Origin of the sequence: Mesorhizobium sp. M0983 (genome assembly GCF_040318975.1) — a bacterium.
In the GTDB taxonomy this organism is placed as follows: domain Bacteria; phylum Pseudomonadota; class Alphaproteobacteria; order Rhizobiales; family Rhizobiaceae; genus Mesorhizobium.
Map to the genome: position 1 here is coordinate 44019 of NZ_JAMYNH010000015.1, position 14892 is coordinate 58910.

General features: G+C 63.2%; 13 protein-coding genes. 8 read left to right on the forward strand and 5 right to left on the reverse strand.

Annotated elements, in window-relative coordinates; translation table 11 throughout:
- From NKH71_RS23780 to NKH71_RS23800, 5 genes are all read left to right on the forward strand, one after another.
- Entirely contained in the window at nucleotides 1-978 is a 978-nt protein-coding gene (locus tag NKH71_RS23780; protein WP_352481347.1) for a GlxA family transcriptional regulator, read from the forward strand.
- A gap of 292 nt (nucleotides 979-1270) precedes the next feature.
- On the forward strand, nucleotides 1271-2575 hold the full coding sequence (locus tag NKH71_RS23785) for a M24 family metallopeptidase (protein ID WP_023718786.1): 1305 nt from the start codon (nucleotides 1271-1273) through the stop codon (nucleotides 2573-2575).
- Between the two features lie 20 nt (nucleotides 2576-2595).
- Nucleotides 2596-3273 carry an isochorismatase family protein gene (locus tag NKH71_RS23790; RefSeq protein ID WP_352481348.1) on the forward strand — a complete coding sequence of 226 codons (678 nt, stop codon included), beginning with the start codon at nucleotides 2596-2598 and terminating at the stop codon, nucleotides 3271-3273.
- A gap of 16 nt (nucleotides 3274-3289) precedes the next feature.
- A complete protein-coding gene (locus NKH71_RS23795; protein ID WP_352895361.1) occupies nucleotides 3290-4297 on the forward strand; it encodes an alpha/beta hydrolase in 1008 nt (335 codons plus the stop codon).
- Between the two features lie 148 nt (nucleotides 4298-4445).
- Nucleotides 4446-6086, forward strand: coding sequence for an ABC transporter substrate-binding protein (locus tag NKH71_RS23800; protein ID WP_352592243.1), 1641 nt, complete (start codon nucleotides 4446-4448; stop codon nucleotides 6084-6086).
- Nucleotides 6087-6113: 27 nt separating this feature from the next.
- Here the strand turns inward: NKH71_RS23800 and NKH71_RS23805 are convergent, their stop codons facing one another.
- Both NKH71_RS23805 and NKH71_RS23810 read right to left on the reverse strand, forming a co-directional pair.
- Complete coding sequence (locus NKH71_RS23805) at nucleotides 6114-7601, reverse strand: pyridoxal phosphate-dependent decarboxylase family protein (RefSeq protein WP_352481350.1); 1488 nt, start codon at nucleotides 7599-7601, stop codon at nucleotides 6114-6116.
- A gap of 25 nt (nucleotides 7602-7626) precedes the next feature.
- The gene (locus tag NKH71_RS23810; RefSeq protein WP_352481351.1) at nucleotides 7627-8712 is read right to left on the reverse strand and encodes a PLP-dependent cysteine synthase family protein; all 1086 of its coding nucleotides are present in this window, start codon (nucleotides 8710-8712) and stop codon (nucleotides 7627-7629) included.
- Between the two features lie 222 nt (nucleotides 8713-8934).
- Here NKH71_RS23810 and NKH71_RS23815 point away from each other — a divergent pair, with 222 nt between their 5' ends.
- Entirely contained in the window at nucleotides 8935-10968 is a 2034-nt protein-coding gene (locus tag NKH71_RS23815; protein ID WP_352895362.1) for a transcriptional regulator, read from the forward strand.
- A 126-nt stretch (nucleotides 10969-11094) separates the two neighbouring features.
- Here NKH71_RS23815 and NKH71_RS23820 read toward each other — a convergent pair whose 3' ends face one another.
- The 3 genes from NKH71_RS23820 to NKH71_RS23830 form a co-directional block, all read right to left on the reverse strand.
- Nucleotides 11095-11313, reverse strand: a complete 219-nt coding sequence (locus NKH71_RS23820; protein WP_031212349.1) for a hypothetical protein — start codon at nucleotides 11311-11313, stop codon at nucleotides 11095-11097.
- A 134-nt stretch (nucleotides 11314-11447) separates the two neighbouring features.
- Complete coding sequence (locus tag NKH71_RS23825; protein ID WP_502900415.1) at nucleotides 11448-12125, reverse strand: L,D-transpeptidase; 678 nt, start codon at nucleotides 12123-12125, stop codon at nucleotides 11448-11450.
- An 11-nt stretch (nucleotides 12126-12136) separates the two neighbouring features.
- Nucleotides 12137-13108, reverse strand: a complete 972-nt coding sequence (locus tag NKH71_RS23830) for an ABC transporter substrate-binding protein (protein ID WP_352895363.1) — start codon at nucleotides 13106-13108, stop codon at nucleotides 12137-12139.
- Nucleotides 13109-14015: 907 nt separating this feature from the next.
- Between NKH71_RS23830 and NKH71_RS23835 the strand changes: the two genes are divergently transcribed.
- Together NKH71_RS23835 and NKH71_RS23840 are read left to right on the forward strand one after the other, a co-directional pair.
- Nucleotides 14016-14405: a hypothetical protein gene (locus tag NKH71_RS23835; protein WP_031193957.1), complete on the forward strand. Its 390-nt coding sequence runs from the start codon at nucleotides 14016-14018 to the stop codon at nucleotides 14403-14405.
- Nucleotides 14406-14439: 34 nt separating this feature from the next.
- Complete coding sequence (locus tag NKH71_RS23840) at nucleotides 14440-14874, forward strand: hypothetical protein (protein ID WP_352481353.1); 435 nt, start codon at nucleotides 14440-14442, stop codon at nucleotides 14872-14874.
- The last annotated feature ends 18 nt before the right edge of the window (nucleotides 14875-14892 follow it).

Here is a 14892-nt window from a genome sequence, read left to right on the forward strand (position 1 = left end):
ATGAACAACCGACAACGCAACCAACCGACGGCAAGCGAAGCCCCTCTCACCTTCGCCGTCCTGGTCTTCCCTGGCTTTCCGATGATGGCGTTCAGCTCGGTGATCGAGCCGCTCCGCGCCGCCAACGTGCTGGCGAAGCGGAACTGCTATCGCTGGATAATCGTCGGCGCCACCGAAGGCCCGGTCGAGGCTTCTAATGGCGTCGTCATCCAGCCCGGCTTTGCCGCCCATGACGCGCCGAAGGTCGATCGTGTCGTCGTCTGCTCGGGCGGCGATGCCGATCATCTCGTCGCGCACGATGCGGTGAGCTGGATCCGCAGGAGCCTGCGCGGCGGCGCCCATATCGGCGCGGTGGCGGATGCCGCCTTCTTCCTGGCTCGGGCCGGCCTGCTCGACGGCCATGCCTGCACCTTGCACTGGACCAGCCAGGGGGCTTTCATCGAAGCGTTTCCGGATATCGAGCTCAGGCGCGATCTCTATGTCATCGACCGCAAGCGCTTCACCTCGGCCGGCGGCGTCGGCAGTCTCGACATGATGCTGGAGATCATCACCAACGATTATGGCGCCGAGCTTGCGGCCGGCGTCGCCGAATGGTTCGTGCACAGCCCGCTGCGCTCCAGCGTCGACCGCAAGCTGATGCCGCTCAGGCTGCGGACCGGCGTGCAGAACGAACTGGTGCTGTCGGCCATCGCCATCATGGAGGATGCGGTCGAAGAGCGGCTCGGCATGGCGGAACTGGCCAACAAGCTCGGCGTCTCCTCCGATAAGCTCGAACGCAATTTCCGCTCCGAACTCAGCATCTCGCCCAACGGCTACTACCGCCGTCTGCGCCTCAAGCGCGCCGCCGACCTGCTGGCGCATTCGACGCTGATGGTGCGCGACGTGGCGCTGGCCTGCGGCTTCGCCTCGATGTCGAGCTTTGCCCGCGCGTTCCGGGAGGAGCATGGCCACGCGCCGAAGGTGATGAGGAGGCACTAGCGGCGTTAATCGCTCCACGCTGAGTTCCCGCCCACCCCCCTCTGGCCTGCCGGCCATCTCCCCCTCAAGGGGGGAGATTGGTAGCTTCGCAAGCAAAGCTCACTCGACAACTTTGGAGATTGGCGAAAGCTGAAGTGACGTCCAATCTCCCCACCTGAGGGGGAGATGGCCGGCAGGCCAGAGGGGGGTGCTGTCCGGCCAGCCTGTCTACGGCATCCAGCACAACATTTGCGGTTTTCCGCACAACGCCCGCACGTCCTTTGCTCCATGGTCTCGCTTCCAGGAGGCACCCATGAGCATCGTCGTTTTCGACCCCGACAGCACCGAGGACGTTGACTTCAAGGACCGCATGCGGCATCCGGCTGCGGCCGATCCGGCCGGCGGCATGTGGTTGTCGGATACCGAGCCGTCCTTCATCAATGCCGACGCGCTGCGCAAGGGGCGACTGGTCAAGCTGCGCGCGTGGATGCGCGAGGCCGGCTATGGCGGCGTCGTGCTGTTCGACCCCTACAACCAGCGCTACGCCACCGGCTCGCGCAACATGTTCGGCTATTTCCTGCGCAACTCGACGCGCTACTTCTTCATCCCGACCGAAGGGCCGATCGTGTTGTTCGAATATCCGCAGAGCTACCATGTCTCGATGGTGCTCGACACGATCGACGAGGCGCGGCCGTCGAAGCTGGTCTGGTCTTCGGTGTCGGGCCGTGACGACGAAACAGCCGGCCCGTTCGCCGATGAGATCGCCGAATTGCTCAAGGCGCATGGCGGCGGCTCGATGAAGCTCGGGCTCGACCGCTGCAGCCATCTGCAGGCACTGGCGTTGGAAAAGCGCGGCTGCGACGTCCGGGATTGCCAGGGCGAGATTTTGGCGGTGCGCGCGGTCAAGACGCCAGAGGAAGTAAAATGCCTGCAGGTGTCGATGGCTGGCGCCGAGGCTGCGGTCTATGCGGTGCGCGAGGCGATCAAGCCCGGCGTATCCGAAAACGAGTTGTTCGCCATCATGTATGGCGAGGTGATCCGCCAGGGCGGCGAATTCATCGAAACCCGTTTGCTGACCTCGGGCCAGCGCACCAACCCATGGTTCAATGAGGCGAGCGGCCGCAAGATCAGGCCGGGCGAACTTCTGGCGCTCGATACCGACACGATCGGCTGCTACGGCTATTATTCGGACTTTTCGCGCACCTTCCGCTGCGGCCCGGGCAAGCCGACCGATTATCAGAGATCGCTCTACCGCATGGCGCACGATCAGGTTCAGCACAACATCGGGGTCGTCAAGCCGGGCATGGCGTTTCGCGAGATTGCCGAAAAGGCCTGGAAGATCCCGGACCGCTTCGTCGACCAGCGCTACACCTCGGTCATGCACGGCGTCGGCATGCATGGCGAGACGCCGTTCATCGCGCATGCCATGGATTACGAGACCTATGGCCGCGACGGTGTCATCGTGCCCGGCATGGTGGTCAGCGTCGAAAGCTATATCGGCGAAAAGGGCGGCCGCGAGGGCGTCAAGCTGGAGGACGAGATCCTGATCACCGAGACCGGCACCGAACTCCTGTCGCGCTTTCCCTATGAGGACGATTTCCTTGACAGGCACGTTTGAGTGCTGACAGGCAGTTTTGCATGAAAAGCCCGATCTCGATCAAGCGCGGCAAGGCGGCGGCGGTGTTCATCGATCTCCAGGAGGAGCATCGGCGGGACAAGCGCTATCTGGTCGAAGGCTATGGCGACATTCTCGCCAACGTCCAGCGGCTGCAGCAGGCGGCTCGGGCCAACAATGTGCCCCTGTACCACTGGGCCTATATCGTCGATCTCGCCACGGCACGGCCGTTCCACCCGGTCGAGGCCAACGGCAAGTCGGCGTTTTCCGACAAGGACGATCCACTGACGGCGATCTGTCCGGAAGTGGGCCCGGCGACAGGCGAGACGATGCTGGTCAAGACCGATGCCAGCGCCTTCCGCGCGGGGCCTGCCGCCGAGCGGCTGAAGGCCGATGGCGTCGAGTGGCTGGTCGTTGCCGGCGTCTGGACCGAGGCCTGCATCGATGCCACCGTAAAGGACGCGGTGGCGCTCGGGTTTCGCGTGCTGCTGGTCAAGGATGCCTGCGGCAGCGGCAGCACGGCGATGCATCAGACGGCCATTCTCAATCTCGCCAACCGGCTCTATGGCGGCGCCGTCACCACCACCGACGGCGCCTGTCGGCTGCTGGCCGGCGAGACGGTCGAAGCCTGGCAGGTCGAGGGCTCGGTGCCATTGCGCTTCAGCTACGAAAACGCCGCCCGCCTCTACGCCGAGCTCTGAGCGGGACCGCGCCGCGATGATCACCGAGGCCGATCGACCAGAAACGACAGAGCGCGGAAAATACCAAACGCTGCTCGATCCGGAGCTGTGGGCCTATATCGACCGGGTCAATGAGTCGTATCCGCCCGAGATCGTCTACATGCCGATCGACAGGCAGCGGGCGGTCTATGACGCCATGTGCCGGGCGTTCCGCGAGCCCTATCCGTCCGGTGTCAAGGCCAGCGACAGCGCGGTTCCTGCCATTGACCATGCGATCCCGGTCCGGCGTTACCAGATGGCGGGCACGGCGCCACAAGCGATGGTCGTCTATTATCACGGCGGCGGCTTCGTCCTTGGCGGGCTCGACAGCCATGACGACATCTGCGCCGAGATTTGCGCCGGCACTGGCTTTCCCGTTCTGTCCGCAGACTACCGGCTGGCGCCCGAGCATCTGGATCCGGCGGCCTTCGAGGATGCGCTGGCCGTATTCGAATGGGCTGCGGCGACGACCGGCCTGCCGATCGCGCTCTGCGGCGAAAGCGCCGGAGGCAACCTGGCTGCCGCAGTGGCGCAGGCGACACGCCGCCATCCTCGCCATGCGATCGGCCAGGTGCTGATTTATCCCGAGCTCGGCGGTGACGAGCTAGACGGCCCCGAGCTGGACAGCAAAGCGCGCGCCGGCTCCTATGTCGAGCACGCAGAGGCGCCACTGCTGACATTGCGCGACGTCGAATTCTATCGGCATATCCGGGCAGGGAAGGGGCAGTCGCCGGAAGACCCGACATTTTCGCCGCTCGGCGATACGGACTTCTCTGGCCTGCCGCCGACCGTCGTCATCACTGCCGAATGCGACCCGCTGTCGGCTGACGGCAAGGCCTATCGCGATCGCATCCTTGCCGCCGGCGGCAAGGCATGGTGGCGCGAAGAGCCGCGGCTGGTGCACAGCTTCCTGCGCGCCCGCAAAACCGTACCGCGCGCCGGCCAGGCGTTTGAGCGCATAATCGCGGCAATAGCCGCGCTGGGCGGAGGTGATTGGCCTGAGTGACGCGGACCGTCCTCCAATCTCCACTGTCGCGGAACAGCGCACAACAACTGCGGAAACCCGAACACTGCTTCGGTCAGGCCAGCCCTATCATCACGCCACGTAAGGAGCCCGCATCCGCGATGCGCCGGCCCGACAGGGAGGATTTACGATGAAGTTCATGCTGACCGACCGGAAATTGCATCCGCAGGCGGAGCCCGTCGCCGATGGCTTCAAGAAAGGCCAGATGAACCGGCGCGAATATCTCGCCACCATGGCTGCGCTCGGCGTCAGCGCTGCCGGCGCGCTGGCGCTGGGCGGGCTTGCGCCGTCACCGGCCAGGGCCGAGGAACCGAAGCGCGGCGGCATCTTGCGTGTCGCCATGAACGTCAAGGGCTGGAAGGATCCGCGCACTTTCGACGGCGTCGAGATGTCCAACGTCGCCCGCCAGTGCAACGAATATCTGGTGCGCTGGAAGCGCGACTTCACCTTCGAGCCACGGCTGCTCGAGAGCTGGGAAACCAGCGACGACGCCCGCGTGCTGACGCTGCATGTCCGCAAGGGCATCACCTGGTCGAACGGCGACACCTTCAACGCCGACGACGTGATCCACAATCTGACGCGCTGGTGCGATGCGTCCGTCGCCGGCAATTCGGTCGCCGCGCGCATGGGCGCACTGGTCAACGCCGATACCAAGAAGGCCGTCGACGGCGGCATCGAGCGCGTCGACGATTTCATCGTCCGGCTCAATCTGCCCAAGCCCGACATTTCGCTGATCGCCGGCATGGCCGACTATCCGGCGCTGATCATGCACCGCAGCTATGAAGGCGACGGCGATCCGCTGAAGGCATTGGCGATCACTACCGGGCCTTGCGAACTCGTCGCATGGGACGCCGAGGTCGGCGCCGAAGTCCGCCGTAAGGACAAGCCATGGTGGAAGGGCGACTTCTACCTCGACGGCATCAAATGGGTCGACTACGGCTCCGATCCCAACGCCATGCTGTCGGCCTTCGAATCGGGCGAGATCGACACCGACCATGAAACCGCCTCCGACACGGTTGCGCAGACCGACTCCATGGGCCTGAGCAATTCGGAAATCGCCACCGGCTCGACCATCGTCGCGCGTTTCAACATCGGCAATCCGCCCTATGACGACATCAAGGTGCGCCGCGCCGCCCAGCTCGCGGTCGACAACGCCGCCGTGCTGAAGATCGGCATGGACAATCGCGGCAAGCCTGCCGAGAACCATCACGTCGGGCCGATGCATCCCGAATATGCCGATATCGGCCCGGCCGTCCGCAACACCGATCAAGCCAAGGCCCTGCTCGCCGAGGCTGGCAAGGCCGACCACGAATACGAACTCATCTCGGTCGACGTCGACTGGCAGAAGAGCACCGGCGACGCCATCGCCGCGCAGATGCGCGAGGCCGGGCTGAAGATCAAGCGCACTGTGCTGCCGGCCGCGACGTTCTGGAACGATTGGAGCAAATATCCCTTCTCCTGCACGGAATGGCTCGGCCGGCCGCTCGGCGTCCAGGTGCTGGCGCTCGCTTATAAGTCTGGCGCCGCGTGGAACGAGAGCGCCTATGCCAATCCGGAATTCGACAGTCTACTCGACAAGGCGCTGGCGATGCCTGATCCCGGCGCCCGCAAGGAGCTCATGGCCAAGATCGAACAGAATCTGCGCGATTCCGGCGTTATCATCCAGCCCTACTGGCGCTCGGTTTACCGCACCTACCGCAAGGGCGTCCATGGCTGCGAGCAGCACCAGTCGCTCGAGCAGCATTTCGAGAAGGTCTGGCTCGATGCCTAGTCTCGCCGCTCGAAAGAAAGGCCGGCGTTAGCCCGTCGCGCCCGTCGCTGAAATCTCCTGCCCGAGCCGGACCGTTTCCCGGATCAGCAGGTCAAGATCGTCGCGACGGGTGCGGTGGTTGTTGATCGCCACCCTGAGGCAATGCTGGCCATGCACTGTCGTGTCGGAAATGGCGGCGATGCCTTCTTCCTGCAGCCTCAGCATGATCTCGGTGTTGAGCGCCTTCTGCCTCTCTCCCGTCTGCCCGTCGCCGCGGTGGCGAAAACAAACGATGTTAATGTTCACCGGTGCCACCAGTTCGAGAGCCGGTTCCGCCTCGATCAGCGCGCTGAGATGATGTCCCTGCGCAATGTTCTGATCGATCAGCCGGCCGAACTTTTCGATGCCGTGCTCTCTCAGCGCCATCCACACCTTCAGCGCGCGGAAACCGCGTGACGTCTGCAAGCCGAAATCGTGCAGCCAGTGGCCGGAGGCGAGTCCGCGCGGGGTCGATTCCAGATATTCCGGCGTCACCGCGAACGTGCCGCGATGCGCGGAGGCATCCCTGATCAGCGCGCAGCCGACCTCGAATGGCGCGTGCAGCCATTTGTGCGGATCGAGCGCGATTGAGTGGGCGCGTTCAATGCCGGCAACGCGATGCGAATTGTCCGGCGCAATCGCAAGCAGGGCGCCGATGCACCCGTCGACATGGAACCACAGATCCTCTTGTGACGCCAGGTCTGCCAGCGCTTGCAGATCGTCGATCGCGCCGGTGTTCACCGTCCCGGCCGTGCCGATCACGCAGGCCGGCTTGAAGCCCGCGTTACGGTCCTCGACAATCGCCGCCCGCAACGCAGCGATGTCGATGCGCAGCCCCGCATCGCTCGGGATGCGACGCAGTGCCCGGTTGCCGAGGCCGAGCGCCTCCATCGCCTTGCGATGGCAGGAGTGAAGCTGGTCGGAGCCATAGAAACGCAGTGGCTTGTCGATGCCGGCAACCCCGTGCTCGCGTATGTCGATGCCCGCCTTGGCGTTGCGCGCCACGGTCAGCCCGATGATGTTGGCCATCGAGCCGCCGCTGACCAGCGTGCCGCTGGCCGATTGCGGAAAGCCCATCATTTCCTTGCACCAGTCGACGACCTGGTTGTCCATCAACGCGGCGGCATGGTTGCCGCCGCCGAGATTGGAGCCCTGGATCGCCGCCAGGAAATCGCCGAGCGCGCCGGTGAAATTGCTAGAGCCCATATACCAGGACCAGAAGCGCGGATGGATGTTGCCCATCGGATAGGGCATCAGCTTCCCTGTGACGTCGCCGTAGATTTCGGCCAGCGGAGCCGGCGAACGCGGCAGCGGCGCCGTGAAGAAAGTCCTCACATCAACCGGCATCTCCTGCCACACCGGACGCTCTCTGACATCGCGCAGGTAAGCGACGGCATCGTCGACGATCCGATGCGACAGGACCTGCACGTCGGCCCAGTTCGAGGGGTCAAGCGTTTCCTCGGTGGCCGTGATGGCCAATCCAGGCCTCGTGTCCATACAGGCCGCTCCCGATGTGCCGCCGTCACGCCGGAAACTGGCAGCCGGGCGTCGACTGCGAAAGCGCAGTCTCCTCGGCGTCCATCTCGGCTTCGATGCCGTCGAACAGCGGTGTCGTCATGTAGCGTTCGCCAGTATCGGGCAGCATGCACAGGATCACCGAGCCGGGCGCCGCCTTTTCCGCGATCTGCCGCGCCACAGCGAAGGTCGCTCCGCCGGAGATGCCGGTGAAAATCCCTTCCTTCTGCGCCAGCGCCTTGGCCCATTTCATGCCCTCGGGCCCGGCAATCGGCACCACCTCGTCATAGAGGCTGGCGTCGATCGCCTCTTGCAGCACGTCCGGAATGAAGTCGGGCGTCCAGCCCTGGATCGGATGCGGCTCGAAGGCCGGATGGCTGGCGGCAGGCGCGCCACCGGCGCCGCGCTGCTGCGGCTTGCCGCTGCCGATCAGCTGCGCGTTGGCCGGTTCGGCGAGCACGATCCGGGTCTCCGGACGCTCCTGCCGCAGCACGCGCCCGACGCCGACGACGGTGCCGCCCGTGCCATAGCCGGTGACGAAGCAGTCGAGCCGCGAGCCGGCGAAATCGTTGATGATCTCGCGCGCCGTCGTCGCCTCGTGAATGGCGGCGTTGGCCTTGGTTTCGAACTGGCGGGCCAAAAACCAGCCATTGGCTTCGGCCAGCTCCACCGCCTTCTTGTACATGCCAAAACCCTTCTGGGCGCGTGGCGTCAGCACCACCTTGGCGCCCAGCATGCGCATCAGCTTGCGGCGTTCGATGGAAAAACTGTCGGCCATCGTCACCACCAGCGGATAGCCCTTTTGGGCGCAGACCATGGCAAGGCCGATTCCGGTGTTGCCGCTGGTCGCCTCGACCACGGTCTGGCCCGGCGTCAAGGCGCCGCTGCGCTCGCCTTCCTCGATGATGTTGAGCGCCAGCCGGTCCTTCACCGAGGCGGCGGGATTGAAGAACTCGGCCTTCACATAGATCGTCGCATGATCCGGTCCGAGATTGTTGATGCGGATCACCGGCGTATCGCCGACCGTGTCGAGAATGCTGTCGAACAGGCGGCCGCGCCCGGCGGTGGTTCTGATTTTCTGTTGATGCAACATGTCGATCTCCTCGCTTCGTCGTTGTCTCTTGTCGTCACGGGCCGGTTACAGACCGGTGGCTTGGGCGGCGAGGTTTCGAGACCTTGCCGCACTACATTTGCCTCCCGGCAATGTGGCCATGGCGGCATCCGGCGCGGAAATTCGCCGCCGGATGCACCGTGTCGCGTTTGGTGATAAAACAAAGGCCGACTGGCCAGCGTGGGAGCAGGCGTGGAAACGCACGTGGAATCCACCCGATCGAGCCTCGACGGCGAGGTGACCGGCCTTTCCGTGCGCCTGCTCGGCCCGCTGACGATCGCACGCAACGGCATCATCATCCAGCTCCCAAAATCGCGCAAGCTGCGTGCGCTGCTCGCCTATCTGGCGCTGGCGCCGCATCCGGTCGGCCGCAGCCGGCTCTGCGAGCTTTTGTGGGACGTGCCGAACGACCCGCGCGGCGAACTCCGCTGGTGCCTCAGCAAGCTTCGAGGCGTTCTCGACGAATCCGATCGGAGCAGGATCGAGGCACAGGGCGACACGGTCGCGCTCGACCTGAACGGTGTATCCGTGGATGCCGTGGAGATTGCCTCCGCCGCGACGAAGGGAATAGAGACGCTCGAGCTCGAACGCCTGCTGGCGCTTTCCCGGCTGTTCGCCGGCGATTTCCTCGACGGGCTGGAGATCGACCGCAGCCCGCATTTCAACAGCTGGTTGACCGCTCAGCGCCGCCGCTTCAGCTCATGCCACGCGGCCGTGCTGCAACAGCTTGTCGAGCGGCTACCCAGCGATTCCGATGACGTGTCCGCGCACCTCGAAAAATGGCTAGAGCTCGCGCCATTCGACGGCCGTGTGCATCTGGCCTTGCTGACGAGGCTCGCCCAGCGCGGCCAGTTCGGCGCGGCCGAGGAGCATATTGCGGCCGCCGCACGGCACTTCCAGTCCGAAGACCTGGATTTCGGACCCGTTCGCGACGCATGGCGGGCAATCCGCTGTCAGCACGGCGCGTCATCATGGGTGCAGCCGGCCGTTCCGCTCTCGGTATCCCCTATCATGCTTGCCGATCCCAATGCCGCAACGTCGCGCAAGGCTTCGCTTGCGGTGATGCCGTTTATTGAACAGGCCGGCATCGGCGGCGTTCCTGGTGGCCCTCGCGGAGGGGTTGCCGACGGCCTGACCCACGACATCATCACCCGCCTGGCCAAGCTCAGGGATTTCTTCGTCATCGCGCGCGGCTCGGTGTTTGCCTTGGCGGAGAAAAACATCGCGCCCGAAGATGCCGGGCGGCGGCTCAACGTCGACTATGTCGCCACCGGCATGGTGCGCTGCCAGGCGGGCCGCGTCAACGTCGCGGTCGAGCTGGTCGAGGTGCGCACGGCCAGGATAGTCTGGGCCGAGACGTTCGAGCGCAAGCCGGACGACATCTTTGCCGTGCTCGATGATATCGGCAACAGCATCGTCTCGTCGATCTCGGCCGAGATCGAAACGGTCGAGCGTAACCACGCCATGCTGAAGGCGCCCAATTCGCTGAATGCCTGGGAGGCCTATCACCGCGGCCTGTGGCACATGTACCGCTTCACCCGCGCGGAAAACGAGCAGGCCCGGCATTTCTTCGACCTGGCCTTGAAGCTCGATCCTACCTTCGCCCGCGCTTATGCCGGGCTCTCCTTCACTCATTGGCAAAATGCCTTCCAGCGCTGGGGCGACCGCGATCAGGAGAGCGCCATGGCCTTCGAGGCAGCCAGCCAGAGCCTTCTCGTCGACGATCACAATCCGGCCGCGCATTGGGCCATGGGGCGGGCGCTGTGGCTGCGCGGCGAGCAGGACGGCTCCCTCATCGAGCTGGAACGCGCCGTCGACCTCAGCCCTAATTTCGCGCTTGGCCACTATGCCCTGTCTTTCGTCCACTCGCAGTCCGGCGACCCGAAGGCCGCGATCGGCTCATCCGACCATTCCAGGCATCTGAGCCCCTTCGATCCGCTGCTGTTCGGCATGCTGGGCGCCAGGGCGATGTCGCATGTCCGGCTCGGCCAGTTTGACGAAGCCGCCGAATGGGCGCTGAAAGCAGCCGCGCGTCCCAACGCCCATGCCATCATCCTGGCAATCGCCGCGCATTGCCTTGCGCTGGCGGGACGGCTGGACGAGGCTCAAGGTTTCGCCGCCGCGTTGCGCAAGACGCTGCCGAACTACTGCGCCGATGATTTCATCGGCACCTTCCGCTTCGAGCCGGACGCCGAGGCGCTGTTCCGGCAAGGCGCCAAGCGGATCGGGCTGAGGTGAAGCAGGCGCGGTTAGCCCGGGTTCTCTAAACCGCTCATCGCGGCTGGCCGCCCCCAAACATCGTCATGTCCGCAGCCCAAGGCGCCAATGGTCAGATCGGTCGCAAAATTCGTCGACCGGAGCGGGTCAGACGGGCTCAACGGATTTGACATTGCCGTCGGTATCCACGAGGCAGCTTGTCTTCTTGCCGCTGGCATCGAGTTCGACCTGGTAGGTCTTGGAATCGAGCTTGCTTGATGAAACCGGAAGTATCTTGGTGCTGTCGACGCCGCTGGCCTTGGCGACCGCATTGGCGCAAAGCAGCTGAAGGTCCGCCGGCGCCGTTTCGACCTTGGTCCTGGACATCTGGTCCTGCGGCGGCGGCGATGGCGCGCTGACGCAAGCGCCAAGGGCTCCAGCCAGGAATCCAATTGCTGTCGCCCGAATCGAAGTTCTCACTGCATTTTTTGCCGACATTGCTTGTCCCTCTCCGAATGCCCTCACACGCCTTTGTAAAGTGCCGCCCCCTGCATGAGGACGATGACCTTGGCCCCGACCTTGACGCGGGATGCGAGATCGACGATGTCGTCGTTCCTCATCCGGATACATCCCGACGACACGTCGAGCCCGATCGTCCAGGGCTCCGGGGTGCCGTGTATCCGGTAGATCGTGTCCTGGTCGCGCTCATAGAGGTAGAGCGCCCTTGCGCCGAGCGGGTTGTCCGGCCCCCCCTTCATGCCTCCGGCATATTTCACCGCCTTTGGATCGCGAGCGACCATTTCGGCCGGAGGTGTCCAGGTCGGCCACTCCGCCATACGGCCGACGCGCACGATGCCGGCCCAGCCAAACCCCTCCCGGCCCACGCCGATACCATAGCGCATGGCCTGCTGACCCGGCTGCACAAGGTAGAGAAAGTGCTGGTTGCCATCGATGATGATCGTGCCCGGCACTTCCGCGGTGCGGAACTTGACCATCTGCGGACGAAATGCCTCGGGCACTTCATTATGCGCGGCATAGTATTTGCGCGCCTTGGTGCGATCGTAGTCCACCCATTTGTGGGTTTTCGGGTCAAAAACCTGTGTTCCCGCAGCCACCGCCGCCACCGCGACAAGACCGAACGCTACCGCGACAATTGTTGCAAGGGAGCTCCGCTGGAGAGTGGCGCGCCCCACGGTCATCAGATTTCGGGTCATGGATTTGCCCACCCCTGCACCCGGGCGCCTTGTGCGGCAACCCATTGTTTGGCGTATTCGTAAGGATCCTGACGCTCCACCTGGAGCGCATAACTCATCTTGGTGATTTCCTCGGGCTTCAGCTCGACCCGTTCCAGGAACGCCACCACCTTCGGATATTTTGTGCGCAGCGAGGTGGCGTAGGCGATATGGAAATGGGCGGTATCCCATGACACCGGCGCACTGGACTTCGAGACCCAGAGCGGGTCCTCTGACGGCAGTACGATCTTCCACCTTGCCGGATCGAAGGGCGGCTCGGTAAGCCGGACAATGTCGTGCAGCTCAAAGACGTAGTGCGGCGCGTAGCAGGCAAACACCATTGGATGATCCGTGGCGACCGCGGCATCGACAGCCGCCATTCCGGCATCCTCGGGCGTCTCCAGCAAGGTCATTGTCTTGGCATAACCATAGCTGTTGGCGCGGACGCGCTCGATAGCGGTTGAGGACCAACCCTCAGCGCCTATCCAGAGTTCGCCACGCCCGTCACCGTCGGTATCCAGCGCGGCGGTTTTCTTCGGGTCGCTGAGATCCGAAACGTCGTGAATTCCAAATTTGTCGGCTGCTTCACGCGTCGCGCATATGCCTTGCCAGGCCGGCACGCCAATGGGGCTGATGGCCACCGTGCCGGCACCGTCCACATACTTCTTCACCAGATTGTCGAGGTTGGGCAGCCAGATTTCGGGATGAATATCCACCTCACCCGAATTGAGGCCGGCAAAGGCGATAAGCGTCCCCATCTCGCGCACGTCGGCATCAAGCCCGAAATTTTCCTTCAGGCTGACCTTGAGGATGTTTGCCGTGGCCTGGCCCGACGGCCAGTTCGGCATCGCAATGACGAGATCAGCCGCGTGGACCGGGATGTTTAGCGCCAGCATCGTCAACGCTGCCAGCGACATTTGCCGCAGGCACTGCCGAAATCGGTTGTGCATCTCTTCCCCCCTCGCTTCGGTGCTGAAATGAACCGGGACGGGAACAAACTGTCGCGGCAAGCACCGGGTTGTGACACCAGCCCCATCTTCCGACGGGCAACTGCTGAAGGTGTGGCAGTGCGTTAGCCAAAGAGAGCGCCTTCACGTGCCTCCCCTGCACGCTACCCGATGACAATCCGACTGGGAAGATGCTCACAACGCGGCCGCGGCGCCCCCACTGCGCCTCTATGCGGCACGCCGCAGCGTTGAAAAAGTCGAATGATTGAGCGGCGTTTCTTTCGGCCTGCGCAACGGCTTGGCTGGATTCGAAAAAAATACCACAATAGATTCGGATTATAGCGATCATATAAGAAGCGATGCCGTCGCGCTATTTTACAAGGCTGTGCGAAAATTCGCAATAACATATGAAACTACTTGCAATAACACGAGATAAAGAGGAATGAAGCTAAGAGCGTATTCCGCACACTTGCTTCCGATCATATTTCAGAATCTGCTAAGATAGCCGGCGCTGGTTCCGAATTATTAAGCATTTACAAAATTCATCCCCGCAATATTGGGTTTTTCCTTGCCGCAGGCCGAATCGGATGCAACTTTTTAGAAGCACAGCCGCGTCAGCGGATTGTTGAAGCATGCTTGGGCGGACGGGGCACTAAGCATGGAGAGGAATATTGACATTCGCTAATGCGGCGGCCCCCGCTGGGAGCGTTCCCTCCCACGTAAGAGATTACGGCAACCGTCGACTAAGTCGTCGAATGCATCGCCCACAGCCTGGCTCTCGTTCGATGGCTGGCGAAGCTTTGCCCTCCTCCGATTGGCGCCAGCCTTCGCGGCAAAAGCGGCGATCGCCGCCTGCAATGGCCTTCCGATATGGACGATGTCCGCCGCCAGCCAGTCGGAGGAATGAATCATGAAACTCGTAATCTGTGCGGCCTTGGCCACTGCTTTGATGGCAATCTTCGGTTGTACCACCGACGACTACGATGGTTGTCGCGGAAAGGGCTGCCTGGTTGATCGGTCCCATAAAGGGAGCCGGAAGATAGACGACCGGCCGCAGTTCGACAGGAACGGCAATCCCAACTTCGATACCAGGGGCCGTTACATCGGCTGCCATGGGCTCGGATGTAAAGTCGACGATCCTGATGACGGGGATCAAAGCATCGACGACAGGCCGCAGTACGACAAGGAAGGCAATCCGAACTTCGATACGCAAGGCAACTACCAAGGCTGCCGCGGCATCGGCTGCGAGGTCGATACACCGGACGATGACAACTCATCGGACGACGACGATTCCGATTAGTGGACCCTCCAATACGAACGAAGAGGATGCCCTCATGTTTGAATCCAACGGTCTTATCCCGCGATGTGCCAAAATCGTGATGATCGGCCTCATGGGGTTGGGAATGACGCTGACCTTCGCTTTCGCCGCGAATGGTGCCTGCGACGGCGTAAAGGTCGATGTGACGAAGGCGCGCAAGCAGGAATATGCCCCCCTCGTTGCCTCGGCGTTGGACAACAAGGTCAAGCCAGCTCGGGTGAAGTTCATCACGATCATGGAGAACGGCAACTGGAGCGCCGCCTACGTCTCCACGCCGGTGAGCGACGACGGCGTGATGTTCTTCCAGACGGTCGACGGAAAAAAGCAATTTCGCGACGTGTGGGGCGGCTATGCCGACCCGTCGGAAAAACCTGAACTGGTATCCTGGGCGAAGAAGCTCGGAGCGCCGCAAGATCTGGCAAGGTGTTTTGCCGAGGAAGTTACGGAATGACGGTGATGATCGCTGGAA

Bases quoted from the DNA above. Each gene is read 5' to 3' on its own strand.
- NKH71_RS23795 (WP_352895361.1), top strand. From the start codon at position 3,290: ATGATCACCGAGGCCGATCGACCAGAAACGACAGAGCGCGGAAAATAC.
- NKH71_RS23800 (WP_352592243.1), top strand. From the start codon at position 4,446: ATGAAGTTCATGCTGACCGACCGGAAATTGCATCCGCAGGCGGAGCCC.
- NKH71_RS23820 (WP_031212349.1), bottom strand. From the start codon at position 11,313: ATGTCCAGGACCAAGGTCGAAACGGCGCCGGCGGACCTTCAGCTGCTT.
- NKH71_RS23810 (WP_352481351.1), bottom strand. From the start codon at position 8,712: ATGTTGCATCAACAGAAAATCAGAACCACCGCCGGGCGCGGCCGCCTG.
- NKH71_RS23830 (WP_352895363.1), bottom strand. From the start codon at position 13,108: ATGCACAACCGATTTCGGCAGTGCCTGCGGCAAATGTCGCTGGCAGCG.
- NKH71_RS23780 (WP_352481347.1), top strand. From the start codon at position 1: ATGAACAACCGACAACGCAACCAACCGACGGCAAGCGAAGCCCCTCTC.
- NKH71_RS23840 (WP_352481353.1), top strand. From the start codon at position 14,440: ATGTTTGAATCCAACGGTCTTATCCCGCGATGTGCCAAAATCGTGATG.
- NKH71_RS23790 (WP_352481348.1), top strand. From the start codon at position 2,596: ATGAAAAGCCCGATCTCGATCAAGCGCGGCAAGGCGGCGGCGGTGTTC.
- NKH71_RS23825 (WP_502900415.1), bottom strand. From the start codon at position 12,125: ATGACCGTGGGGCGCGCCACTCTCCAGCGGAGCTCCCTTGCAACAATT.
- NKH71_RS23835 (WP_031193957.1), top strand. From the start codon at position 14,016: ATGAAACTCGTAATCTGTGCGGCCTTGGCCACTGCTTTGATGGCAATC.
- NKH71_RS23785 (WP_023718786.1), top strand. From the start codon at position 1,271: ATGAGCATCGTCGTTTTCGACCCCGACAGCACCGAGGACGTTGACTTC.
- NKH71_RS23805 (WP_352481350.1), bottom strand. From the start codon at position 7,601: ATGGACACGAGGCCTGGATTGGCCATCACGGCCACCGAGGAAACGCTT.